Here is a 23852-nt window from a genome sequence, read left to right on the forward strand (position 1 = left end):
CTCCGGGCCGCTAGGTTGAGGAGCATGAGTCCGTCGTCGTCGCGCCAGTCTGCTGGCACCGACCCGGGCGCCCTCCGAGTGGCCCTGTTCATCGGTTTCGTCTGGCTGCTCGCGCTCGCGAGTGGCTCGCTGGCCTGGGTGGTGGGTGGTCCACCGTCCAACGTGCCCGCGCTCGCAGTCCTCACGCTGGTCGCGGTGGCCAGCTCGATCGGCCGCGACAACTTCGTCGGGACGCGGATCAGCTTCTCCTTCACCAGCATCGTCGTCCTCGCCTCGATCGTCATCACCGGTCCGGTCGGCGCCGCCATCGTCGGCGGCGGGGCGAACCTCCTGCGGGTCCGCACGATGCCTCCCCGCGTCCGGGTGTTCAACACCGCCATGTTCACCGTCGTCGGCGCGGTCGGTGGTTTGGCCTACCTCACGGTCGGGGGACGGGCCGACGTCACGTCCCTGCACTCCGCCTCCTCGCTGCTCCTCCAGGTGGGCCTTCCCCTCCTGGCCGCCGACGTGACCCAGTGCGTCGTCAACGCGCTCCTGCTGGCCGGCATCCAGAACGTCGCGACCGCCATCCCGCTGCGCACCCAGATCTGGGGGCTGCTGGGCACCACCGGGCCGGCCTACATCGGGTACGGCCTGATCGGGTTCCTGTTCGCCGTCGTGTGGATCCCGGCGGAGGTGGGCTGGTTCAGCGCGGTCCTCGTCCTGGCCCCGCTGTTCGTGGCCCGGTGGGCCTTCGCGCAGTACGGCGACGAGCTCCAGGCCCACGAACGCACCCTGCGGGCCCTGGTCACGGCCGTGGAGACGAAGGAACCGCACAACGCCGGCCACAGTGAGCGGGTGGCCCAGCTGGCGGAGTGGATGGCCGAGGCGATGCTCCTCGGGCACAAGGAGATCCAGGACATCCGCACGGCCGGGATGCTCCATGACGTGGGCAAGGTGGCCATGCCGACGCGGCTGCTGGGCTCGCGCCAGGCGCACACCGACGACGACCTCGTGACCATGTCCGCCCACTCGCTGGCGGGGGTGGAGCTGGTCAAGGACGTCGACTTCCTCTCCGGCTCGGTGGACGGCATCGCCCACCACCACGAGCGCTTCGACGGCCGTGGCTACCCCGACGGGCTGGTGGGGGACGCGATCCCCCTGGCAGCCCGCATCATCGCCGTGGCCGACGCGTTCGAGTGCCTGACCTCCGCACACTCCTACCGGCCGGCCCTGTCCGCCGACGAAGCCCTCGAGGTCGTCCGCGGACAGGCGGCCACCCAGTTCGACCCCCAGATCGTCGAGCTGTTGGTCAAGTCGTTGTCGCGGCACGAGTGGGCCCCCACCGAGCGCACCCCCGACGAGCTGGCCTCGGCCGGGATCGCGCTCGACCACGACGAGCCCGAGGTGTCGGACCACATCGCCTTCACCGACCGGTTGCGCACGCGGATCACCGGTCGTGCGGCGGGGCTGCACCCCGCGAACGGTGAGGTGCGCTGATGCGTGAGCGCCTGCGTCGCATCGACCTCAGGGGTGCCGTCGGGGTGCTCTTCGCCGGGAGCGTCCTGGTCTCGTTGTGGCTGTCCCTCGGCTCGGTCGGTCGCCTGGCCGGCGGCGTCGCCCTCGAGCTGTTGCTCTTCCTGGTGGCGATCGCGCTGGGCGAGACGGCCCGGATCACCATCCTCACCGGTCGCGAGACGGCCCCCATGTCGACCGCCGCGGCCCTGGGTCTGGCGCTGACGGCCCTGTCGGACCCGGGGGAGCGGCAGGTCGATGCCGCTGTCGTCGTGGCCACCATCTCGGTGGGCATGGTGGGCGGGCTCCTGATCCTGCGGCTGGTCACGGGTTCGGCGCGCTGGGGAGGGACGGCGGCGCGCCTCCTCGCCGCCGCCAGCGCCGCGGTGATCTACCGCTCGGTCGAGTTCTCCGACCACACCCTGATCCAGTGGCAGGAGATCTGGCGCAGCGAGCGCTGGCTCGTCGCGATCGTCATGCTCGTGGTCGGCACCGTGGCCATGGTCGTCGAGCTCACGGTCGAGGCGACCGTCCGCGCCGGGCGCGACCACGCGCCACTGGTGCGGTCGATCGTCGACGGGGTGCGCTCCAGTGGTGGGCTGGCCACTGCCCTGGTCACGTCGGGGGCGCTCATCGCGCTCGCGGAGTTCGCCGTCGGCGTGGCGGCCCTGCCGCTGTTCCTCTTCCCCCTGCTGCTGACCTACTTCGCGGTGCAGCGCTACTCCTCGATCCGCACGACCTACCGGCAGACCATCGGGGCGCTGTCGTCGCTGACCGACCGGGCCGGCTACACGCGCACCTCCCACGCCGAGCGCGTCGCCGAGCTCTCGGTGGCCGTCGGCCGCGACCTCGGCATGGGCCAGCGCGAGCTCACCGACCTGGAGTATGCCGCGCTGCTGCACGACCTGGGGCAGGTGGCCCTCCGGGCCCCGATCCCCCAGGGCGCCACCGTGATGGCGGCGCCGGCGGACCAGCAGCGGATCGCGCACGACGGGGCGGAGATCGTCCGCACCACCGGTGTGCTCAACAACGTCGCGACCATCCTCGAGGCGCAGACCACCCCCTACCGCCAGGTCCGCGAGTTCGGGCAGGACCTGCCGATGTCCAGCCGCATCATCAAGGTGGCCAACGCCTACGACGACCTCTCGACGCCGGCCGACGGCGACGAGCGCGCGATGGAGCGGATCCACCTCGGCCTCGGCTACGAGTACGACCCCAGGGTCGTCGACTCCCTCACCCGGGTGCTGGAGCGCCGCCGCGGGCGCACGCCCTTGTCGACCGGCTGAGCACACGGCATACCGGGGGATCGCCCGGCGACGACGACGGGCGGTGCCGGGACCTCGTCCCGACACCGCCCGCGGTGTGCTTGCTACGGCGCTACGGCGCTACGGCGCTACGGCGTGCCGGTGGTCAGGTGCACGTCCATGTCGCGGTTCTTCTCGACGCGGGGGTCGCCCGCGTCGGCGAAGTAGTCGCCCTTGATCGTCTCGTCGTGGCCGGGGGCCACCTTGAGCGCGTTGAGGATGAGGGTGAGGATGGCCGCCACGAGCAGGTTGAGCACGAACGCGGTCACCGCGATGTAGCCCAGCTTGCCCAGCGTCGGGATCATCGCGAGCGAACCGCCGAAGTGGCCCTTGGTCGTCGGGTTGATGACGTTGTAGGCGGTGATGGTGCCGTAGACCATTCCCACGGCCCAGCCGGCCAGCAGGCCCCAGCGGTGGAACCAGCGGGTGTAGAGCCCGAAGACGATCGCGGGGAAGGTCTGCAGGATCCAGATGCCACCCAGGAGCTGGAAGTTGATCGCGTTCTGCTTGTCCAGGGTGAGGACGAAGATCAGCGCGAACGCCTTGACCAGCAGCGAGACCAGCTTGCCGACCTTCGCCTCCTGCGCATGGGTGGCGTCGGGCTTGAGCCAGTCGCGGTAGATGTTGCGGGTGAACGTGTTCGCGGCCGCGATCGACATGATCGCCGCGGGGACGAGCGCCCCGATCGCGATGGCCGCGAAGGCGACACCGGCGAACCAGCTCGGGAAGGTGTCCTCGAACAGCTGGGGGATGACCAGCTGGGCGTTCGGCTTGCCGTCGAGCCCGATCGGCTTGGTGCCGGCCGCGATCGCCACCCAGCCGAGCAGGGCCAGCAGGCCGAGCACGAACGAGTAGGCGGGCAGGATCGAGGCGTTGCGCCGGATCGTGTTGCGGCTCGAGCTCGACAGGGTCGCCGTGATCGAGTGCGGGTACATGAAGAGAGCCATCGCCGAGCCGAGGGCCAGCGTGGCGTACGCCCAGTGCTGCTGGGCGCCCGGGATGAACGCGCCCGTGGGCTTGCTCGGGTCGGCGACGCTGGGCTTGGCCATCTTGGCCTCGGCCGCACCGAAGATCGCGTCCCAGCCACCGAACTTCGACGGCAGGTAGATCACCGCGACGATGATGACGAGGTAGATCAGGGTGTCCTTCACGAACGCGATGACCGCCGGGGCGCGCAGGCCGCTGGAGTAGGTGTAGGCGGCCAGCAGGGCGAACGCGATGAACAGTGGCAGGTCCTTCGCGAGCGCGTTGCTGCCGCCGAGGCCGGCCACCTCGAGCACGGCCTGGATGCCGACGAGCTGGAGCGCGATGTAGGGCATCGTCGCGAGGATGCCGGTGATGCTGACGGCGAGGGACAGGCCGCGCGAGCCGTAACGTCCCTTGACGAAGTCGGCCGGGGTCACGTAGCCGTGCCGGTGGCTGACCGACCACAGCCGGGCCATGAACACGAAGATGATCGGGTAGAGCACGATCGTGTAGGGGACGGCGAAGAAGCCGCTGACTGCACCGAGCGCGAACATCGCCGCCGGCACCGCGACGAACGTGTATGCCGTGTAGAGGTCACCACCCAGCAGGAACCAGGTCACCCACGTGCCGAAGCGGCGGCCGCCGAGGCCCCACTCGTCGAGCGACTCCATGCTCTCTGCCTTGCGCCACCGGGTGGCCCAGAAACCCATCCCGGTGACGAGCGCGAACAGCACGATGAGGACGGTCAGCGCGACACCGTTGACACCGGTCCCGGTCGCGGCGGGCGCGAGGGCGGTCATCGGCCGGCCTGCTCGGTCTCAGAGGTCATCGGGCGGTGCGGGCGGGCCTTGAGCACCAACCGGTACGCCGTGTAGGTCATGCCGGAGCAGAGGAAGACCCAGAGGAACTGATACCAGATGAAGAACGGGAACCCCCAGAGGACGGGATCCTTCTTGGAGTAGCTGCTCACCCACATCAGGGCGATGATCGGGATGGCCAGCAGCACGCCGGCGATCGCCAGCAGGGTCTTGTTGGCCGGGGGACGGTGTCGTGGTCGACATCGTTGTCGGTAGTCACCTTCGAACCTCCGAGTGTGCGCGGGTGGGGGCAGGACGAGCACGGCGGGCCGCCCCCGGTTCACCGGTGGGAGGTCCGCTCTGCACCGTATGCCCGACTCGCGGGTAACTGTGGGATCTCCCACTGGTCACTTCCGCACCAACCACCCGCACTTCTGGCCACCCGTGCCCGGTGCAGCGCCGGATCAGGGCGTCTGGTGGGGCATGGGTAGCCAGAAGTGCCGACGACGCAGGACGCCCGCCCCACGGTGCGGGACGGGCGTCTGGGGAGTGGGGCGTCAGGCCGCCTTGGTCTCCTTGAAGATCTTGTCGATCTCGTCGATCTTGGCGAGCAGCTCGTCGGCCTTGGCCGCGTCCAGCTCACCCTTGGTGCCCGAGGCGCCTGCCAGCTTCGTCGCCTCGTTGACGAGGGTGTGCAGCTGCGGGTACTTCTCGAAGTGCGGCGGCTTGAAGTAGTCGGTCCACAGCACCCACAGGTGGTGCTTGACCAGCTCGGAGCGCTGCTCCTTGATGATGATCGCGCGGGTCCGGAAGTCGGGGTCGTCGTTGTCGGCGACCTTGGCGATGATGGCCTTGATCGACTCGGCCTCGATGCGGGCCTGGGCGGGGTCGTAGACACCGCAGGGCAGGTCGCAGTGGGCGCTGACCTCGGTGGTGCGGAGAATGCGGGAGAGCATGCGAATCCCTTCTGCGAAGTGGATGGTCTCGTGGACCTTCGACCCTACCCCGCGGGTCAGCGGGTCGCACGGCGCCCCTGCGCCACGTCAAACGACGGATCCCTGGCGCGTGGCGGCCCGCTAGCGTCGCGACGAGATGCTTCGCCGACCGGAGAGGTGCGATGCCCAGTCGTTCGCCCAGAATCCACCCGGCTCCGGCGCGTCGGAGGCTCACCAGCGCCGGTGTCGCTGCTGGCGGAAGCCTCCTCGCCGGCATGGCCGCGGTGATCGCCCTGTTCTTCCAGTTCGGCGATGACCCCGCGCCCACACAGGCGGCCACTGCAGAGGCACCACGCACCATCAGGAGCTTCCATGCCCTGGCGGAACAGCTCGCGGCGATCCCCACGAGCGACTCGGACCTTCCTGTCGCGGGCACCAAGGGCTACCGGGAGGTGTCCGCAGACTCGGGCGACGTGTCGACGGAGGTGCCGCTCGAATGGTTCGACATCAGCACCACGAACTGGCTCAACGATGACAACAAGACCATCGGTGCAGCCATCATCAGCTCACCACGCATCGACGGCCTGTACGACGGCTACGCCACCCCGGGGGTGTTCATCGGTGCCTCGCCGGCGGTTGTCCCACCCGCCGATCTCCTGGCCGCACGCACCGAGCGGAGGTCGACCAACTGTCGACGAGCGGGGGAGGGCGCGTTCGACGGCGAGGGATTCACGGGTCGGTATGCGCTGTGGGCACGGTGCGGCCCCGGAGACATGGCCATCCTCGACCTCGCCGCCAACGACGCGGAGCTGAAAGGCACGCTCGCCGTGCACATCCGCCTGGCCTCGCGCGGGGACGTCGAGGCCGGCAGACGGGTCTTGACCTCCCTGGACGCCGACCTGCGCTCGGTGTTCCCCGACGTCGGCAGCGTGTCACCGGGCTTTCTCATCGACTAGCGGTTCGCGCCAGGTCGGGTCAGCGGCGGAGCCGGCGGCGGCCGGGGAGCCGGACGCGGTCGGGGATCCGGAAGAGCACGAGCGCGCGGATCTGGTCGCGGGCCAGCGAGCCGATGCCGTGGGTCCACGAGTCGGCGACGCCGAGGGCGCCCTGGTTGTCGCTCTCGACCCAGTAGCGTCGCCGGTCGGCCGGGTCGCGCATGGTCACCCGCTTGATCGCCAGCGGTCGCGGGTTGCCGTCCGGGTCGTCGGGCAGCCTGACGATGGCGAGCCGGCCGAGCCGGGGCGGCGCGCCGTGCAGCACGACCATCCGGTCACCGGTGTGGAGAGTGGGCTCCATGGACCGTCCGCGGACGACGACGACACCGAGCCCCACGGGCATCAGCCCGCGCCGCCCGTGCTCCGGTCGCTGTCAGCGGGTCCCTCAGCGTCAGCCGGTCGGTCGCTGCTGGTGAGGTCTCCGAGGACGCCTTCGTCCAGCGCTTCCTCCCGCGCCTGCTGGTGGGCCTCCTCCTCCTGCCGCATCCGACGCAGGAAGCTGCGGGTGCGCTCGTGCTGGGGGTTGGAGATCACCTCGCCGGGTGGCCCCTGCTCGACCACGACACCGCCGTCCATGAAGACCACCCGGTCGGCGACGTCACGGGCGAAGCCCATCTCGTGGGTCACCACGATCATCGTCATGCCGTCCTGGGCCAGCTGGCGCATCACCTTGAGCACCTCGCCGACCAGCTCGGGGTCGAGCGCCGAGGTGGGCTCGTCGAAGAGCATCAGCTTGGGCTGCATGGCGAGCGCGCGGGCGATCGCGACCCGTTGCTGCTGCCCGCCGGAGAGCTGCGCCGGGTAGGCGTTCGGCTTGTCCTTGAGACCGACCTGGGCGAGCAGCTCCATGGCCCGACCGCGGACCGCCTTCTTCTTCTCTCCCTTGACCTGGACCGGCGCCTCCATGATGTTCTCGAGGGCAGTCAGGTGGGGGAACAGGTTGAACCGCTGGAAGACCATGCCGATCTCGCGGCGCTGGGCCGCGATCCGCTTGTCGTTGAGGCGGTGCAACGTGCCGCTGCGGTCCTCGTAGCCCATCAGGTCGCCGTCGACCCAGATCCGGCCGCCGTCGATCGTCTCGAGCTGGTTGATGCACCGCAGGAAGGTCGTCTTCCCCGAGCCGGACGGTCCGAGCAGGCAGACCACCTCGCCGGTGTGGACGTCCATGTCGATGCCCTTGAGGACCTCGTTGCCGTGGAACGCCTTGGTGACGTTGACGGCGTGGACCAGAGGGGTGTCGGAGCGGTCGGACTGCTTGGTGTCGGTGCTGGTCTGGGTGCTCATCAGTGGCCTGCCGTGATCGTGTCGAGCTTGCGCCGGGTGGCCTTCGAGGGAGCCCCGAACCCGCGACCGTAGTAGCGCTCGAGGTAGTACTGGCCGACCATCAGGATCGAGCAGACGATGAGGTACCACAGCGTCGCCGCCATGAACCCGGGCACGATCTGGAAGCTGCGCGAGCCGAAGCCGTACGCCTGGAAGTAGAGCTCGGTGATGATCGAGGCCGCGATGAACAGGGAGGTGTCCTTGACCATCGCGATCGTCTCGTTGCCGGTCGGCGGCACGATCACGCGCATCGCCTGGGGCAGCACGATCCGCCGCATCGTCTTGCCCGGCGGCATGCCGAGCGCGTGGGCCGCCTCGGTCTGCCCCTTGTCGACGGAGAGGATGCCGGCCCGCGCGATCTCGGCCATGTAGGCCGCCTCGGAGAGACCGAGCCCGAGGATGCCGATCCAGATCGACGACGAGATGTCGTTCCAGCTGAAGCTGAAGAAGGTCAGGTCGGTGTCGAGCCCGAGCGCCTTGGACAGCTGCTGGCCGAACGGGATGCCGACGTCGATCGGGTTGTAGAGCACCGCGATCGCGCCACCGAGGATCGCCAGCAGCACGTAGCGCGGCATCGCCCGGAAGAACCACGTGTAGACGAACGCGACGCCACGCAGCACCGGGTTGCCCGACAGCCGCATCACGGCGAGCGCGATCCCGAGGACGATGCCGAGGACCATCGCCCCGATGGTGCCGAAGATCGTGCCCTTCCAGAGGCCCTCGATGACGGGCTTCTGCTGCATGATCTCGAACGCGAACGACCAGTTCCAGTTGGGGTTCGTGACCAGCGAGCTCACCATCATCGCCGCGATCACGGCGATCACTGCGATGGCGACCCAGCGCCAGGGGTGCCGGACCGGCCGGGCGTGGATCTTGCCCGGCCGGTCCGTCGATCCAGCGGTGTCAGTCATCAGGGCTGGGGGTTGACGGCGAAGTCCTTGATGGCGCCGCCCTCGGTCTTCCACTTGGTGAGGATCGACTTGTAGGTGCCGTCGGCCTCGAGGGCCTTCAGCGCGTCGGCGATGGCCTGGCCGAACTCGGTCTGGTCCTTCGGCAGCACGTAGCCGTAGGGAGCCGAGTCGTACTGCTCACCGAGCAGCTCGAGCTTGCCCTGGGTGGTCTCGACCGCGCTGATCGCCGGCGGCAGGTCGACGAGCATGGCGTCGGCCTTGCCGGTGATGACGGCCGAGGTCACCTTGGCCTGGTCGGCGTCGACGATCGGGTTGATCGCCTTCTTGCCGGCGTCGGTGCACTCCTTGCTGCGCTTGGGCAGGTCCTCGTCGGCCTGGACGGTGGCCTTCTGGACGGCGATGTTCAGGCCGCACGCGCTGGCCGGGTCGACCTTCTTGGGGTTGCCCTTCTGGGTGACCCACTGGGTGCCCGCAGTGAAGTAGCTGACCATCGTGGCCTGCTTCTCACGCTCGGCGTTGACGGTGAAGGAGGAGACGCCGACGTCGTACTTGGCGCTGGTCACCCCGAGGATGATCTGGTCGAAGCCGGTGGGGACCCACTCCGTCTTCACGCCGAACTTGGCCATCACGGCGTCGAACAGGTCGACGTCCATGCCGATGACGGTCTTGCCGTCCGCGTCGAGGTACTCGTTCGGCTGGTAGGTGGCGTCGGTGCCGATGACGATCTTCCCGGCGGACTTGACCTTCGCGGGGAGCTTGGCGACGAGCGCCGGGTCCACGGCAGCCGAGGTGGCGGAGGAGGAGCTGCTCGAGGCCGAGGGCTTCTCCGACAGGCTGTCGGATCCGCAGGCGGACAGGGCGAGTCCAGCGGTGGCCAACCCCGCGATGAGGAGCGTGGTGGGGCGCAGGCGGTGGGTCATGCGGTGAGGTTCCTTCCTCGTATGCCGGGTGGCGCGCAGGTGCGCGGCGCCACGGGGGACTGACCGGAATACTGCCACTCAGAAAGGCGATGCGGGTCACACTCGCGTCACGACGGTGGTTTCGAGGTCGTCGCTGTGCCACGATGAACTCGCGGGTAACCCCCGCACGTTGCGTCTGAGAGGCCACACCCGGCTGTCGTTCGCGCGCGCGGATCGATCCGTGCGCGGTGTGCCCCACGCAGTTCTGCTCGGAGCGGGCTCCGCGAGCCGGCTCTTTCGACCCTTTCGAGGTGACTTGTCCATGTCCGCGTTCCCGTCGTACCCGCTGATCGACCCGTCCGACCCGGTCTTCCGGGCGCACGAGGGCGGCAAGCTCGGCGTGCACTCCACGCAGCCGCTGCGGGACCGAGCCGACCTCGCACTGCTCTACACGCCGGGCGTGGCGGACGTGTCGCGGGCCATCGCCCTGGACCCGAGCCTGGCGGCCCGCTACACGGCCCGGGCCAACACGGTCGCCGTCGTCACCGACGGGACGGCCGTGCTCGGGCTGGGCGACATCGGACCGCTGGCAGCGATGCCCGTGATGGAGGGCAAGGCGGTGCTCTTCAAGCACTTCGGGGGCGTCGATGCGGTGCCGGTGTGCATGGAGTCGGGCACGGTCGAGGAGCTGGTCGACGCGATCGCCCGGATCGCGCCGACGTACGGCGGCATCAACCTCGAGGACATCTCGGCGCCGCGGTGCTTCGAGATCGAGCGTCGGCTGCAGGAGCGCCTCGACATCCCGGTCTTCCACGACGACCAGCACGGCACCGCCGTGGTCGTCCTGGCCGGGCTCCTGAACGCGGCCACCGTGGTGCGCCGGCCACTGGAGTCGCTCCGCGTCGTCGTCTCGGGCGCCGGCGCCGCCGGCGTGGCGGTGACCAAGCTGCTGGCCCGCGCGGGCGTGGCCGACATCGTCGTGTGCGATTCCCGGGGCATCGTCTCGCCGGGTCGCGACGACCTCGCGGACCACAAGCGGCGGCTGGCCGCGACGACCAACCCGCGTGGCCTGGCCGGCTCGCTGTCCGACGCCCTGGCCTGCGCGGACGTCTTCGTGGGCGTGTCCGGCGGGCAGGTGCCGGAGGCGGACGTCGCCCGCATGGCCCCCGACGCCATCATCTTCGCGCTCGCGAACCCCACTCCCGAGGTGCATCCCGAGGTGGCGGCGAGGTATGCGGCGGTGGTCGCGACCGGGCGCTCCGACTTCCCGAACCAGATCAACAACGTGCTCGCGTTCCCGGGGATCTTCCGCGGCGCGCTCGACTCGGGCGCCGGCCAGGTGACCGAGCCGATGAAGATCGCCGCGGCCCAGGCCATCGCGCGCCTCGTCGAGCACCCGACCGCCGACGAGATCGTGCCGAGCGTGTTCGCTCCCGGCGTGGCCGACGCCGTTGCCGAGGCGGTGTCGGCGCTCGCCTGAGGGTCAGGCCCGGTCGGGCGCCCGCTGGTCGCCGGAGCGCTCGCGCAGCTGGCGCGCGAGCGCCTGGCACGCGGCATACGTGGGCAGCAGACCCTGCTCGCGCGCCTCGGTGAGGCTGGGCGCGGCGGCGTCCTTGGGTGACAGCAGGGGCTCCAGGCCGTGCGGGAGGACCAGGCCGACCTCGGGGTCGAGAGGGTGGATGCCGTGCTCCCCGGACGGGTTGTAGGCCGCGGTGCAGAGGTACATCGCCGTGGTGTCGTCCTCGAGCGCGACGAACGCGTGGCCGAGTCCCTCCGAGAGGTAGACCCCACGGCGGTCGACGGTGTCGAGGAGGACCGAGGTCCACTCGCCGAAGGTCGGTGAGCCGACCCGGATGTCGACGATGAAGTCGATCAGCGACCCGGACAGCGCGGTGACGTACTTCGCCTGCGAGGGGGGCACGTCCGCGAAGTGGGTGCCGCGCACGGTGCCACGCGAGGAGACCGAGACGTTGGTCTGGACGATGTCCGGTCGGTGGCCCAGGTGCTCGGCGAGGAGGTCGCCACGGAACGACTCCAGGAAGACGCCCCGGTCGTCCGGGAACTGACGGGGGGTGATCTCGAACGCGCCCTCGACGGGCAGCGGGCGGACCTGCACTAGCCCGCCCCCGCCTCGTCGAGCAGGCCCGCCAGGTAGTTGCCGTACCCGCTCTTGCGCAGGGCCTCGGCGAGCGCGGCGAACTCGGCGTCGCTGAGCCAGCCGTTGCGCCAGGCGATCTCCTCGATGCAGCCGATCTTCTGCCCCTGCCTGGCCTCGACCACGTGCACGAACTGCGCCGCGTCCATGAGGCCCTCGAAGGTGCCGGTGTCGAACCACGCCGTCCCGCGGGGGAGGACCGTGACGTTGAGGTCGCCACGGCGCAGGTAGGCGTCGTTGATCCCGGTGATCTCCAGCTCGCCGCGCTCGCTCGGCTCGAGCTCGCGGGCGATCTGGACCACGTCGTTGTCGTAGAAGTAGAGGCCGGGGACGGCATACGAGGACTTGGGGTGCGCCGGCTTCTCCTCGATCGAGATGGCGCGCCCGTCCTCGGAGAACTCGACGACGCCGTAGGCCGAGGGCTCGGTCACGTGGTAGGCGAAGATCTGTCCGCCGGAGACCGTGGTGTTGGCGGCCAGTGAGGTGCCGAGGCCGGTGCCGTAGAAGATGTTGTCGCCGAGCACGAGGGCGACCGAGTCGGCACCGATGAAGTCGGCGCCGATGATGAACGCCTGGGCCAGGCCGTCCGGGCTCGGCTGCACGGCGAAGGTGAGCTCGATGCCCCAACGGGAACCATCGCCGAGCAGGCGCTGGAACTGGCCCTGGTCCTCGGGGGTCGTGATGACCAGGACCTCGCGGATCCCGGCCATCATCAGCGTCGAGAGCGGGTAGTAGATCATCGGCTTGTCGTAGACCGGCATGAGCTGCTTGCTGATGCCGAGCGTGATCGGGTGCAGCCGCGTGCCCGAACCCCCCGCCAGGATGATGCCCTTCATGGGGCACGACCCTAGTGCTCGCGAGCGCGCCATGAGGTGCGTCTGCGCGCGATAGCCTCGGCGCCATGAAGGTCCTCGTCACCGGCGCAGCCGGCTTCATCGGCTCGAACTTCGTGATCAGGGCCCGCGCGGTGCGTCCGGAGTGGCAGCTCACCGTGCTCGACTCGATGACGTATGCCGCGAACCTCTCGTCCCTCGACCCCGTGATCGACGAGGTCGAGGTCGTCAAGGGCTCGGTGACCGACCCCGACCTCGTCGACGAGCTGGTCGCCGCCCACGACCTGGTGGTCCACTTCGCCGCCGACTCCCACAACGACAACTCGCTCGACGACCCGTGGCCGTTCATCGACACCAACATCATCGGGACCTACCAGCTCATCCAGGCGGTGCGCCGGCACGACAAGCGCATCCACCACATCTCCACCGACGAGGTGTACGGCGACCTGGAGCTCGACGACCCGGCCAAGTTCACCGAGAGCACCCCGCTCAACCCGTCCAGCCCGTACTCCGCGGCAAAGGCGAGCGCCGACCTCCTCGTCCGCGCCTGGGTCCGGTCGTTCGGCCTCAGGGCGACCTTGTCCAACTGCTCCAACAACTACGGCCCGCGCCAGCACCCCGAGAAGTTCATCCCGAGGCAGGTCACCGGCATCATCGACGGGGTGCGGCCGAAGCTCTACGGCGCCGGTCTGAACGTGCGCGACTGGATCCACGTCGACGACCACAACGACGCCGTGATCGCCATCGTCGAGCAGGGCCGGCTCGGCGAGACCTACCTCATCGGCGCCGACGGGGAGATGAACAACCGCGACGTCGTCGCCCTCGTCCTCGAGCTGATGGGGAAGCCGGCCGACTGGTACGACCACGTCCCCGACCGCCCCGGGCACGACCTGCGCTACGCCATCGACGCCAGCAAGCTCCGGGCGGAGACCGACTGGCGTCCGGCGCACCCGGACGTCCGCTCCGGACTGGTCGACACGATCGCCTGGTACGAGGACAACCAGGACTGGTGGCGCACCGCGAAGGTGGTGGCGGAGACGCGCTACGAGCGGCTCGGTCGCTGATGACCCGGTGGCTGGTCACCGGTGCAGGGGGCATGCTCGGCCTCGACCTGCAGGTGACCCTGGCGCTCGCGGGCGTCGACGAGGACGACGTGACCGCCCTGACCCGTGACGACCTCGACGTCACCGACCCCGAGGCGGTGCGCGACGCCGTCCGGGGCCACGACGTGGTCGTCAACTGCGCGGCATACACGGCGGTGGACGCAGCCGAAAGCCATGAGGGGCAAGCCTTTTCGGTGAACGCGGTCGGCGCCGCCAACGTCGCCGACGCCTGCCGCACGAGCGGTGCCCGACTGGTGCACCTGTCCACGGACTACGTCTTCGCCGGTGACGCGGACGAGCCGTACGCCGAGGACGCGGCACTCGTGCCGTTGTCCGCCTATGGACGCACCAAGGCGGCGGGGGAGTGGGCCGTGCAGGCTCGCTGCCCGCAGGCCTGGATCGTCCGGACGGCCTGGCTCTACGGCGCGGCCGGCCCGAACTTCGTCAAGACGATGGCGGCGCTCGCGCAGCGGCACGACACCCTCGACGTCGTCGACGACCAGCGCGGCCAGCCGACGTGGACCATGGACGTGGCCAGGGCGGTCCTGCGCGTGGTGGACGGGTCCGCTCCGTTCGGGGTGTGGCACGCGACCAGCCAGGGTGACACCACGAAGTACGGCCTCACCCGCGAGATCTTCCGGCTGCTCGGGCTCGACCCCGACCGGGTGCGGCCCACCACGAGTGACGCCTTCCCGCTGCCCGCTCCTCGACCTGCCTACAGCGTGCTGGGCCACGACGCGTGGCGGATGGCGCGGCTGCCCCTGCTGCCGCGCTGGGAGGCCAGCCTCGCCGAGTCGATCGAGGACGTCGTCGCCGAACCGCCCACCAGCTGAGCCGCACCTGACCCCGCGGTGAACGGACGGCGACGCACGGCCGGTCACCTTGCAGTCGGGGGGTCGAGTGGTCGAGAGTGGCCGCCATGGCTACTGAGACCCAGCGCACCTCCCAAGAAGACCTGTGGGCCGGCGAGTTCGGCGAGGCATACATCGACCGCAACCGCGGCGTCGACCTCGTCGGCAGCAACACCGAGCTGTTCCGCAAGGTGCTCGCGCACACCGACGGCGTGGGGAGCGTGCTGGAGCTCGGCTGCAACATCGGCAACAACCTCCGGGCCCTGCGGGACCTGCTCCCCGAAGCGCAGCTGCACGCGGTCGAGATCAACGCCCAGGCCGCGGCCGAGGTGGAGGCCTGGGGCGGCGCGACCGTCGAGGTCGGGTCGATCCTCGACTTCGAGCCCGCGCAGACCTGGGACCTCACCTTCACCAAGGGCGTGCTCATCCACATCAACCCCGACCGTGTCGCCGACGTGTATGCCGCCCTGGTGCGTTCGTCGAACCGCTACGTCATGGTCTGCGAGTACTTCAACCCGGTGCCGGTCGAGGTCTCCTACCGGGGGCACGAGGGTGCGCTGTTCAAGCGCGACTTCGCCGGCGAGATGCTCGACGCCTTCCCCGAGCTGCGGCTGGTGGACTACGGCTTCACCTACCACCGCGACCCGCAGTTCCCCCTGGATGACTCCACGTGGTTCCTGATGGAGAAGCAGGGCTGAGCCGGCCGCGCCCGCCCCGACGGCTAGGGTCGGGGCATGCTCGCCGTCTACGCCGCACGCCAGTCCGCTGACGACCCGCTGTCCGGTCTCGAGGTCGGTGAGCGTCCCGAACCCACCCCGCGTGCGGGGTGGACGACGGTCTCGTTGCGGACCGCGGGACTCAACCACCACGACGTCTGGTCGCTGCGTGGCGTGGGTCTGCCCGCCGACCGGCTGCCGATGATCCTCGGCTGTGACGGGGCCGGCGTCGACGAGGACGGCAACGAGGTGATCATCCACGCGGTCGTGCCCAGCGAAGGGTGGCGCGGTGACGAGACCCTCGACCCGCGGCGCACCCTGCTCTCCGAGCTGCACGACGGCACCCTCGCCGAGAAGGTCTCGGTGCCCACCGCCAACCTGGTGCCCAAGCCGGAGGGGCTGTCGTGGGAGCACGCAGCCTGCCTGTCGACCGCCTGGCTCACGGCCTACCGGATGCTGTTCTCCAACGCCGGTCTGACGCCCGGGGCCACCGTGCTGGTGCAAGGCGCCGGCGGGGGAGTGGCCACCGCGCTGGTGCAGCTCGGGTCGGCCGCGGGCTACCGGATGTGGGTCACCAGCCGTGACGAGGACAAGGGTCGGCGGGCCGTCGGGATCGGGGCCGACCGGGCCTTCGGCGACGGCGAGCGGCTGCCCGAGCGGGTCGACGCCGTCATGGAGACGGTCGGGGCCGCCACCTGGTCGCACTCGGTCAACTCGCTCAAGCCCGGCGGCACCATCGTCATCTCCGGGGCGACCTCGGGCGACGCCCCGAGCAAGGCCGAGCTGACCAAGATCTTCTTCAGGCAGCTGCGCGTGGTCGGCTCCACGATGGGCAGCCGCGAGGAGCTGGAGCGCCTGGCCCAGCTGGTGGTCCAGCAGCAGATCGAACCGGTCATCGACACGACCCTGCCGCTGGCCGAGGCTCGCGAGGGTTTCGCGCGGATGGCGGCCGGTGAGCTGTTCGGGAAGGTCGTCTTCACCGTCTCGTGAGCGCCGGGGCCGGTCGGCTCAGAGCAGCGAGACGACCAGCCACACGATCCCCGCGACCGCGAGGATGGCCACCGTGGCGCCCGCGAAGATCACCGCGCCCTTCTGGGTGCCGCCCATCTTCTCGTCCCACCCCTGCTGCTTCGCGACGTCGCGAACCAGGTCGCGACCGGCCGTGGCGTCGAACGAGTAGTCGACGACCTGGCCCACCTCGCCGGTCTTGAGGTCGACGCCCAACTCCTTCTTGAACGACTTCTCGTAGACCCGACCCCGCTGGGTCGAGCCCGATGCCTGGAGCCGTGGGGACGAGCCGCCACCGCTCCACGAGAAGGTGTTGCTCACGTCGGTGATCGTCATCGACTGGTTCGACTCGTTGAGCGCGACCTTGTGGGTGAAGACCTTCTTGAGGCCGTGCGCCTTGAAGACGGCGAGCCACTGCGCGTCGGCGACGTCGATGGTCAGGTCGAAACCCTGCGGCGTCTCGCGCACGGCATACGGGGTGCCGGCGGCGGCGGCGCGCACGGCGGAGATCAGTTCGGTGGACGTGCCCATCGAGGGCCCCCCTCGGTGTCGGTTCGGTTCGGTGTCGGTTCGGTTCGGTGTCGGTTCGGTTCGGTGTCGGTTCGGTTGTCGGTGTCGGTTCGGTGTCGGTCAGCTCGGCGAGATCTGCAGCCAGTCGTACCAGCCGTTGTGCAGGACCAGCCAGGCGATCAGGCCGTAGCCCGCCTGGCCCGGGTGGTGTGCCAGGCGACTGGCCGCCAGGTCACTCTGCCACTGCTCGTGCCCCAGCAGGGGCCGGAAGCAGTCGACGAACGGCACCCCACGCCGCGAGCACACGTCGGCCTGGGCCTCCACGAGCACGTCGAGCTTGCCGTTCAGCTCGTCGTCGTCGGTGGGGGTGGGGCTCACCACGAAGGTGCCGATGCCGGCGCTGGCGGCGTCGTCGAGGATGTTGGCGAGGTTGAGCCGGTGCCGGGCCAGCGTCACCCCGGTCGCCGCGTCGTTCCCGCCCACCGACACCACGAGCCGCTTCTCGGCCCGGCCGCGCCATCGGGGCGCGCACTCGTCCTTCCAGCGGCCGAGGACGTCGGCCGTCGTGTCGCCTCGAACGCCGAGGTTGTAGGCGGTCAGCTCGAGGTCGGCGCTGTGCGTGCGGCCCACGACCCGCGAGACCCAGCCCTGACCCTTGGGGTCGCCGACCCCGGCCACCATCGAGGCGCCGACGAAGACGAGGCCCACGTCGCGGGGTCCGTCGGACGCGACCTGGAACTCGGCGCTCGGGGTGAAGGTCGGCTCGCTCACGCGTCAGTCCTCATCGTCGTCGAGCCGGGCCAGCCAGGTGGCCAGCCGCTCGACGGGGGTCTCGAAGTCGGGGTTCAGGTCGACGAACGTGCGCAGCTGGTCGGCCAGCCACTCGAAGGAGACCTCCTCGTCGCCCCGGCGGGCGGCGAGCTCCTCGATGCCACGGTCGGTGAAGTACACGTCTGCAAGGTTAACGAAGGTATGCCGCGTGGCTGAGCCAGCCACGCGGCATACCGTCGTGCGTTGGTCAGCGGGCGAAGGCCGCCGCGATGAGCTCGGCCTGCTGCTCGGCGTGCCGCTTGCTCGAACCGGTCGCCGGTGAGGCCGAGGCCTTGCGCGACACGATCCGCAGCGGGCGCGTCTCGCCGAGGTCGGCCAGACCCTGCGGCAGGTTCATCGCCACGAACGGCCAGGCGCCCTGGTTGGCGGGCTCGTCCTGCACCCAGACGACCTCGGCCCCGGGGTACTTGGCGAGCTCGGCCGCGATCTCCTGCGCCGGGATCGGCGCGAGCTGCTCGACCCGGACGATCGCGGTGCTGGTGTCGCCGGCCTTCTCGCGGGCGGCCTCGAGGTCGTAGACGACCTTCCCGCTCGCCAGCAGGACCCGGGTCACGCCGGCGTCGTCGAACGACGCGCGATCGGGCAGGACCGGGCGGAAGGTGCCCTCGGTGAACTCCTGCGGCATGCTGCTCGCCGCCTTCAGGCGCAGCATCGACTTCGGGGTGAAGACGATCAGCGGCCGGCGCGGGCGCGCGTAGGCCTGGCGGCGCAGCAGGTGGAAGTAGCTCGCCGGGGTCGACGGGGAGGCGACCGTCATGTTGTCCTCGGCGCACATCTGCAGGAAGCGCTCGATGCGGGCCGAGGAGTGGTCCGGTCCCTGGCCCTCGTAGCCGTGCGGCAGCAGCAGCACGACCGACGAGCGCTGGCCCCACTTCTGCTCGGAGGAGCTGATGAACTCGTCGACGATCGTCTGGGCGCCGTTGAAGAAGTCGCCGAACTGTGCCTCCCACAGCACCAGGGCGTCGGGCCGCTCGACCGAGTAGCCGTACTCGAAGCCCATCGCCGCGAACTCGGACAGCAGGGAGTCGTAGACCCAGAACCGGGCCTGGCCCTCGCCGAGGTAGAGCAGCGGGGTCCACTCCTCGGCCGTGTGCTTGTCGATCAGCACCGCGTGGCGCTGGACGAACGTGCCCCGTCGGCTGTCCTGGCCGGCCAGGCGCACCGGGGTGCCCTCCATGAGGAGCGAGCCGAAGGCGAGCAGCTCGCCGGTGGCCCAGTCGATGCCACCGTCGCGGGTGGACTGGGCGCGCTTCTCCATGGCCTGCAACAGCTTCGGGTGCACCGTGAAGCCCTTGGGGGGGTTCACGAAGGCGTCGCCGATGTGCTGGAGCTGGTCGGCGGGGATGGCGGTCTGGTCCGCGGACCGGGTGGCCTGGTCGGTCGACTGGGCGGTCGGCGGCTCGAGTCCCGAGTGGCCCTCGGCGTCGGTGCCGGCCAGGGTCGCGTCGGCCCGGTCGCCGGGTGTCGGGTCCTTCAGCGCCGCCTTGGTCTCGACGAAGACCCGCTCGAGCTGCTGCTGGTAGTCGCGCAGCGCCGCCTCGGCGTCCTCCTGGCTGATGTCGCCGCGTCCGATCAGGGACTCGGTGTAGAGCTTGCGGACCGAGCGCTTGGCCTCGATGAGGTTGTACATCAGTGGCTGGGTCATCGACGGGTCGTCGCCCTCGTTGTGCCCACGGCGCCGGTAGCAGACCATGTCGATGACGACGTCCTTGTTGAACGTCTGGCGGAACTCGTAGGCGAGCTCGGCCACCCGGACGCAGGCCTCGGGGTCGTCCCCGTTCACGTGGAAGATCGGCGCCTGGATCATCCGGGCCACGTCGGTCGAGTAGGTCGAGGAGCGGCTGGCGCTCGGCGACGTGGTGAAGCCGACCTGGTTGTTGATGACCACGTGGATCGTGCCGCCCGTGCGGTAACCCCGCAGCTGCGACAGGTTGAGGGTCTCGGCCACCACACCCTGGCCCGCGAACGCGGCGTCACCGTGCATCAGCAGTGGGAGCACCGTGAAGTCCTCGCCCGCGAGGTCGAGCCGGTCCTGCTTGGCCCGGGTGATGCCCTCGAGCACCGGGTTGACGGCCTCCAGGTGCGACGGGTTGGCCGCGAGGTAGACCTTGGTCTTGCTGCCGTCCTCGGCGACGAACTCACCCTCGGTGCCGAGGTGGTACTTCACGTCGCCCGATCCCTGCACCGACTTGGGGTCCTGCTTGCCCTCGAACTCGCGGAAGATCTGGCCGTAGGACTTGCCGGCGATGTTGGCGAGCACGTTGAGGCGCCCGCGGTGCGGCATGCCGATACACACCTCGTCCATGTCGTCGGCGGCGGCGCGGCACAGGATGCGGTCGAGCAGCGCGATGACCGACTCGCCACCCTCGAGGCTGAACCGCTTCTGCCCCACGAACTTGGTCTGGAGGAACGTCTCGAACGCCTCGGCGGCGTTGAGCCGGCGCAGGATCCGCAGCTGCTCCTCGGGGCCGGGCTTGGCGTAGCCGACCTCGATCTTGGCCTGCAGCCAGCGACGCTGCTCGGGGTCCTGGATGTGCATGTACTCGGTGCCGATGGTGCGGCAGTAGGAGTCACGCAGGATGCCGAGGATCTTGCGCAGGCGCAGCATCGGTGCCCCGCCGAACCCGCCGGTGGCGAAGTCGCGCTCGAGGTCCCAGAGGGTCAGCCCGTGGGACGTGACGTCGAGGTCGGGGTGGCGGCGCTGGCGGTACTCCAGCGGGTCGGTGTCGGCCATCAGGTGGCCGCGCACGCGGTAGGCGTGGATGAGCTCCTGAACGCGAGCCGTCTTGTTGACGTCGTCGTCGTGGTGCGCCGAGATGTCCTGGACCCAGCGGACCGGCTCGTAGGGCAGGCGCAGGCTCTCGAAGATCTCGTCGTAGAAGCCGTTCTCGCCGAGCAGCAGCTGGTGGACGATCCGCAGGAAGTCACCGGACTGCGCACCCTGGATGATGCGGTGGTCGTAGGTGCTGGTCAGCGTGAGGATCTTCGAGACGGCGTTGCGGTTGAGGGTCTCCTGGCTCGCGCCCTGCCACTCGGCCGGGTACTCCAGCGCCCCGACGCCGATGATGGCGCCCTGACCGGCCATCAGGCGCGGCACCGAGTGGACCGTGCCGATCGTGCCCGGGTTGGTGAGGGTGAGCGTCGTGCCCTGGAAGTCCTCGACGGTGAGCTTGCCACCGCGGGCCTTGCGGACGACGTCCTCGTAGGCCGTCCAGAAGTGGGCGAAGTCCATCGCCTCAGCCGACTTGATCGACGGCACGAGCAGCTGTCGGGTGCCGTCGGGCTTGGCCATGTCGATGGCCAGGCCGAGGTTGACGTGGCCGGGGATGACGATCGCCGGCTTGCCGTTCTCCTCGGTGAACCCGTTGTTCATCTCCGGCATGTGGCCGAGCGCCTTGACCAGGGCGTAGCCGATCAGGTGGGTGAAGGAGACCTTGCCACCGCGCGAGCGCTGCAGGTGGTTGTTGATGACGACGCGGTTGTCGATGAGCAGCTTGGCCGGCACGGCGCGCACGCTGGTGGCGGTGGGGACGCTCAGCGAGCTCTCCATGTTGGTCACCGTGCGGGCGCTGGCGCCCCGCAGCGGCTTGACCTGGTCCTGGTTGACGACCTCGGGCTGGCGGGGCGCTGCGGCCTCGCGGGGCTTGGGCGCCTCCTTGACGGCGGCGGTCTCGCCGCCGGTGCCGGCCTCCTTGTCGTCGGGCTTGTCGGCCACGGCCTTGTCGGAGCTGGCGTCCGGCTTGTCGGTGCTCTGTCCGGAGGTGGTCTGCGCCGCCTCGGGCGCCTGCGGGGCCGGAGCCTGCGGGGCCGGAGCCTGCGCGGCCGGAGCCTGCGCGGCCGGGGCCTGCTGAGGTGCCTGGGCGGTCTGAGGTGCCTGGGCGGTCGGCGCAGGGGCGGCCGGTGCTGCGGTGGTCGGCGCAGGGGCGCTTCCGTTGGTGCCGGACCCGTTGGTCCCCGCACCCTCGGACGGCTGGTAGTCGGCGCTCTGCTTGTCCTCGAACAGCGCCCACCAAGCCTTGTCCACGGAGTTCTTGTCGTTCTGGAACTTCTCATACAGCTCGTCCACGAGCCACTCGTTCGGCCCGAAGGCCGCCATCGGGTCGTTGGACGGGGACTGGTCGGGCACGGCTGATACGCCTCTTTCATAGCGTCGACAATGACGGGCACGTTGGTGCTCCCAGCCTATCCCCGAGCGTGCCGCTGCGCTGCGGCGGGGAAGAGGTTTCCGGGGCGACCTGCGCCACGTCCGCGCGCCCGCGTCGACCGGCGCCTCCCGGGCACCCCCACCAGCGGGTATGCCGCGGGGCCGGGTCCCGGGCTGGGACCCGGCCCCGCGGCATACCTGGGCCTGCTCGCGGTCGCCTAGCTGATGTCGCTCCGGACGGTGCGCCACGAGCCGAAACCGGCCAGCACCGCGGCGTAGGCCGCCAGCACGAGGGCGCCGGCCCACCACGCCAGCGGCTTGACCGAGTTGTCGCCTCCCTGGGTGACGCCGTTGACCATGGCCTGGGTCGCCGCCGACGGGAGGTACTGCACGATGTGGTCCTTGCCGAACTCCCAGAAGCTGAGGCCGAAACCGGCCAGCGGCTCGACGATCCAGGCGACGCCGATCGAGATCAGCAGGGCCGCCACCTGGTTGGGGATGAGGATGCCGGCGCCGAGACCGATCAGCGCCCACAGCCCCAGGACGAGGAGGCTCAGGGCGAGGCTGCGGAAGACACCTGCGGTCGGGAAGGCCGCGAACCCGCGCGAGCTGAGCACGATGGCTCCCGCGATGATCGACCCGGCCAGCGAGATGAGGCCGTAGATGGCTCCGATCCCGAGCAGCGCGATGACCTTGGCACCCATCACCTTGGCCCGCTTGGGCGTCCCGAGGAAGGTGCTGGTGATGGTCTTGTGGCGGTACTCGCTGCCGATCTGCATGACGCCGATCGTCAGCGTGAGCAGGTAGCCGATGCTCAGGCCACTCGTGTAGACGCTGTTGGCGATCTGCTCGGGGGTGCCGGTCGGCGCGCCGTTGGCGACGTCGGCAGCGCTCTGCGGCTGGGTGAAGAGGAAGCCGAAGAGCACGGCGAGACCGGCTCCGGCCACGAACATGGCGATGGCGAGCCCCCACCACATCCGCGTGGTGAAGAACTTGCGGAACTCGGCCTTGATGGCGTTGGTCATTCGTTGCCCCCTTCCTGTCCGGCGATCGCATCTCGCTCGGTCGCCGCGCCCTGCCCTGCGGCGCCGGCGCCGAGGTTGCGGTTGGTGCCCTCGGTGAGCTCGAAGAACAACGCCTCGAGGTCGGTGGTGGCCTGGCGCAGCTCGTAGATCGGCAGACCGGCTCGCAGCGCGACGTCCCCGACCAGGCGCAGGTCATGAGTCTCGGCCAGCAGGCTGTCGTCCTGGACCTTGGTCGTCACGTCGGCCACCCGCAGGGCGCCCGCGAGCGCGTCGAGGTCGGTGGTGCGGACGATGGTGTGCGCCTCACCGTGCAGGTCGTCCATCGCGCCCTGCTTGATGAGCCGGCCGTTGTTGATGATGACGACGTCGTCGACGGTCTGCTCGACCTCCTGGAGCATGTGGCTCGAGATGAGCACGGTCTTGCCCTGGGCCGAGAGGTGGCGCAGGAAGCCGCGCAGCCACCGGATGCCCTCGGGGTCGAGGCCGTTGGCCGGCTCGTCGAGGATCAGCACCTGGGGGTCGCCCAGCATCGCTGCGGCCAGGCCGAGCCGCTGGCGCATGCCCATGGAGTAGCCGCCGGCCCGCTTGCGCGCGGCGGCAGGGATGCCCACGAGCTCGAGCATCTCGTCGACCCGTTGCACCCCGACCCCTGCCGTGTCGGCCAGGACCCGAAGGTGGTCGCGGCCGGTGCGACCGGGGTGGAAGTTGGTGGCCTCGAGGGCCGAGCCCACGACCGCCATCGGCTGGGTGATCTCGCGGTAGCTCTGGCCGCCGATCGTGGCGGCCCCGCTCGATGGGTTGACCAGGCCGAGCAGCATGCGCAGCGTGGTCGTCTTGCCGGCGCCGTTGGGGCCGAGGAAGCCGGTGATCCGACCCGGCTCGACGGTGAAGGAGAGGTTGTCGACGGCGGTGAAGCTGCCGAACCGCTTGGTCAGGTCGCGCACCTCGATGCGTGCGCCTTCGGTCACTCGTGGTGGTGTCGTCGTCGTGGTCATCGTTCCCCCGGGGTAGGTCTCATGACGGCATCCTCCCAACTCACGTAGGGGGAGGGT

23 protein-coding genes are annotated in these 23852 nt (G+C 70.0%); 8 read left to right on the forward strand and 15 right to left on the reverse strand.

Going from position 1 to position 23852, the window contains the following annotated elements; all coding sequences use genetic code 11:
- Positions 1–24 precede the first annotated feature (24 nt).
- Together BLQ34_RS01110 and BLQ34_RS01115 are read left to right on the forward strand one after the other, a co-directional pair.
- A complete protein-coding gene (locus BLQ34_RS01110; protein ID WP_091780356.1) occupies positions 25–1479 on the forward strand; it encodes an HD-GYP domain-containing protein in 1455 nt (484 codons plus the stop codon).
- Complete coding sequence (locus tag BLQ34_RS01115) at positions 1479–2780, forward strand: HD-GYP domain-containing protein (RefSeq protein ID WP_091780359.1); 1302 nt, start codon at positions 1479–1481, stop codon at positions 2778–2780. Before BLQ34_RS01110 ends, BLQ34_RS01115 begins: the two co-directional genes overlap by 1 nt.
- A 107-nt stretch (positions 2781–2887) precedes the next feature.
- Here BLQ34_RS01115 and mctP read toward each other — a convergent pair whose 3' ends face one another.
- From mctP to sodN, 3 genes are all read right to left on the reverse strand, one after another.
- The gene (mctP, locus tag BLQ34_RS01120; protein WP_091780363.1) at positions 2888–4564 is read right to left on the reverse strand and encodes a monocarboxylate uptake permease MctP; all 1677 of its coding nucleotides are present in this window, start codon (positions 4562–4564) and stop codon (positions 2888–2890) included.
- Positions 4561–4770 carry a DUF3311 domain-containing protein gene (locus tag BLQ34_RS01125; RefSeq protein WP_231961383.1) on the reverse strand — a complete coding sequence of 70 codons (210 nt, stop codon included), beginning with the start codon at positions 4768–4770 and terminating at the stop codon, positions 4561–4563. Before BLQ34_RS01125 ends, mctP begins: the two co-directional genes overlap by 4 nt.
- Positions 4771–5118: 348 nt before the next feature.
- Positions 5119–5517, reverse strand: coding sequence for a superoxide dismutase, Ni (sodN, locus tag BLQ34_RS01130; RefSeq protein WP_091780365.1), 399 nt, complete (start codon positions 5515–5517; stop codon positions 5119–5121).
- 254 nt (positions 5518–5771) lie between these two features.
- Here sodN and BLQ34_RS01135 point away from each other — a divergent pair, with 254 nt between their 5' ends.
- Complete coding sequence (locus BLQ34_RS01135; RefSeq protein ID WP_091780368.1) at positions 5772–6452, forward strand: hypothetical protein; 681 nt, start codon at positions 5772–5774, stop codon at positions 6450–6452.
- Positions 6453–6471: 19 nt separating this feature from the next.
- Here the strand turns inward: BLQ34_RS01135 and BLQ34_RS01140 are convergent, their stop codons facing one another.
- From BLQ34_RS01140 to BLQ34_RS01155, 4 genes are read right to left on the reverse strand one after another with little or no spacing between them, the layout of a single operon-like run.
- Positions 6472–6834, reverse strand: coding sequence for a S24/S26 family peptidase (locus BLQ34_RS01140; protein WP_091780371.1), 363 nt, complete (start codon positions 6832–6834; stop codon positions 6472–6474).
- Positions 6834–7775, reverse strand: coding sequence for an amino acid ABC transporter ATP-binding protein (locus tag BLQ34_RS01145; RefSeq protein WP_091780374.1), 942 nt, complete (start codon positions 7773–7775; stop codon positions 6834–6836). Before BLQ34_RS01145 ends, BLQ34_RS01140 begins: the two co-directional genes overlap by 1 nt.
- Positions 7775–8725 carry an amino acid ABC transporter permease gene (locus tag BLQ34_RS01150; RefSeq protein WP_091780376.1) on the reverse strand — a complete coding sequence of 317 codons (951 nt, stop codon included), beginning with the start codon at positions 8723–8725 and terminating at the stop codon, positions 7775–7777. The genes BLQ34_RS01145 and BLQ34_RS01150 overlap by 1 nt, the downstream gene beginning before the upstream one ends.
- Positions 8725–9645 (reverse strand): ABC transporter substrate-binding protein, encoded by a 921-nt coding sequence (locus tag BLQ34_RS01155; RefSeq protein ID WP_091780379.1) that lies wholly within the window; start codon positions 9643–9645, stop codon positions 8725–8727. The genes BLQ34_RS01150 and BLQ34_RS01155 overlap by 1 nt, the downstream gene beginning before the upstream one ends.
- Positions 9646–9946: 301 nt before the next feature.
- Here BLQ34_RS01155 and BLQ34_RS01160 point away from each other — a divergent pair, with 301 nt between their 5' ends.
- On the forward strand, positions 9947–11104 hold the full coding sequence (locus BLQ34_RS01160; protein ID WP_091780382.1) for an NAD(P)-dependent malic enzyme: 1158 nt from the start codon (positions 9947–9949) through the stop codon (positions 11102–11104).
- Between the two features lie 3 nt (positions 11105–11107).
- On the opposite strand, the gene BLQ34_RS01165 is transcribed toward BLQ34_RS01160, so the two are convergent.
- The gene (locus BLQ34_RS01165; protein ID WP_091780385.1) at positions 11108–11740 is read right to left on the reverse strand and encodes a dTDP-4-dehydrorhamnose 3,5-epimerase family protein; all 633 of its coding nucleotides are present in this window, start codon (positions 11738–11740) and stop codon (positions 11108–11110) included.
- A complete protein-coding gene (rfbA, locus tag BLQ34_RS01170; protein WP_091780388.1) occupies positions 11740–12615 on the reverse strand; it encodes a glucose-1-phosphate thymidylyltransferase RfbA in 876 nt (291 codons plus the stop codon). The genes BLQ34_RS01165 and rfbA overlap by 1 nt, the downstream gene beginning before the upstream one ends.
- Positions 12616–12680: 65 nt before the next feature.
- On the opposite strand from rfbA, the gene rfbB reads away from it, so the two are divergent.
- The 4 genes from rfbB to BLQ34_RS01190 all read left to right on the forward strand — a co-directional run bounded on the left by rfbB (position 12681) and on the right by BLQ34_RS01190 (position 16272).
- Positions 12681–13676 (forward strand): dTDP-glucose 4,6-dehydratase, encoded by a 996-nt coding sequence (gene rfbB, locus BLQ34_RS01175; RefSeq protein WP_091780392.1) that lies wholly within the window; start codon positions 12681–12683, stop codon positions 13674–13676.
- Positions 13676–14548, forward strand: coding sequence for a dTDP-4-dehydrorhamnose reductase (gene rfbD, locus BLQ34_RS01180; RefSeq protein WP_091780397.1), 873 nt, complete (start codon positions 13676–13678; stop codon positions 14546–14548). The genes rfbB and rfbD overlap by 1 nt, the downstream gene beginning before the upstream one ends.
- Positions 14549–14634: 86 nt before the next feature.
- Positions 14635–15264, forward strand: a complete 630-nt coding sequence (locus BLQ34_RS01185; protein WP_091780403.1) for a pseudaminic acid biosynthesis-associated methylase — start codon at positions 14635–14637, stop codon at positions 15262–15264.
- Between the two features lie 36 nt (positions 15265–15300).
- Positions 15301–16272, forward strand: a complete 972-nt coding sequence (locus BLQ34_RS01190; RefSeq protein ID WP_091780406.1) for a zinc-binding dehydrogenase — start codon at positions 15301–15303, stop codon at positions 16270–16272.
- 18 nt (positions 16273–16290) lie between these two features.
- Here the strand turns inward: BLQ34_RS01190 and BLQ34_RS01195 are convergent, their stop codons facing one another.
- From BLQ34_RS01195 to BLQ34_RS01220, 6 genes are all read right to left on the reverse strand, one after another.
- Positions 16291–16821, reverse strand: a complete 531-nt coding sequence (locus tag BLQ34_RS01195; protein WP_091780409.1) for a hypothetical protein — start codon at positions 16819–16821, stop codon at positions 16291–16293.
- Positions 16822–16920: 99 nt separating this feature from the next.
- Positions 16921–17571: a GDSL-type esterase/lipase family protein gene (locus BLQ34_RS01200; protein ID WP_231961384.1), complete on the reverse strand. Its 651-nt coding sequence runs from the start codon at positions 17569–17571 to the stop codon at positions 16921–16923.
- A 3-nt stretch (positions 17572–17574) separates the two neighbouring features.
- Entirely contained in the window at positions 17575–17751 is a 177-nt protein-coding gene (locus BLQ34_RS01205; RefSeq protein ID WP_091780411.1) for a DUF6104 family protein, read from the reverse strand.
- Positions 17752–17818: 67 nt separating this feature from the next.
- Positions 17819–21727 (reverse strand): multifunctional oxoglutarate decarboxylase/oxoglutarate dehydrogenase thiamine pyrophosphate-binding subunit/dihydrolipoyllysine-residue succinyltransferase subunit, encoded by a 3909-nt coding sequence (locus BLQ34_RS01210; RefSeq protein ID WP_091789030.1) that lies wholly within the window; start codon positions 21725–21727, stop codon positions 17819–17821.
- Positions 21728–21993: 266 nt separating this feature from the next.
- Entirely contained in the window at positions 21994–22800 is an 807-nt protein-coding gene (locus BLQ34_RS01215; protein WP_091780414.1) for an ABC transporter permease subunit, read from the reverse strand.
- Positions 22797–23795 carry an ABC transporter ATP-binding protein gene (locus BLQ34_RS01220; protein WP_091780417.1) on the reverse strand — a complete coding sequence of 333 codons (999 nt, stop codon included), beginning with the start codon at positions 23793–23795 and terminating at the stop codon, positions 22797–22799. The genes BLQ34_RS01215 and BLQ34_RS01220 overlap by 4 nt, the downstream gene beginning before the upstream one ends.
- Positions 23796–23852: the final 57 nt, after the last annotated feature.

Origin of the sequence: Pedococcus dokdonensis (assembly GCF_900104525.1) — a bacterium.
Classification (GTDB): Bacteria; Actinomycetota; Actinomycetes; order Actinomycetales; family Dermatophilaceae; genus Pedococcus; species Pedococcus dokdonensis.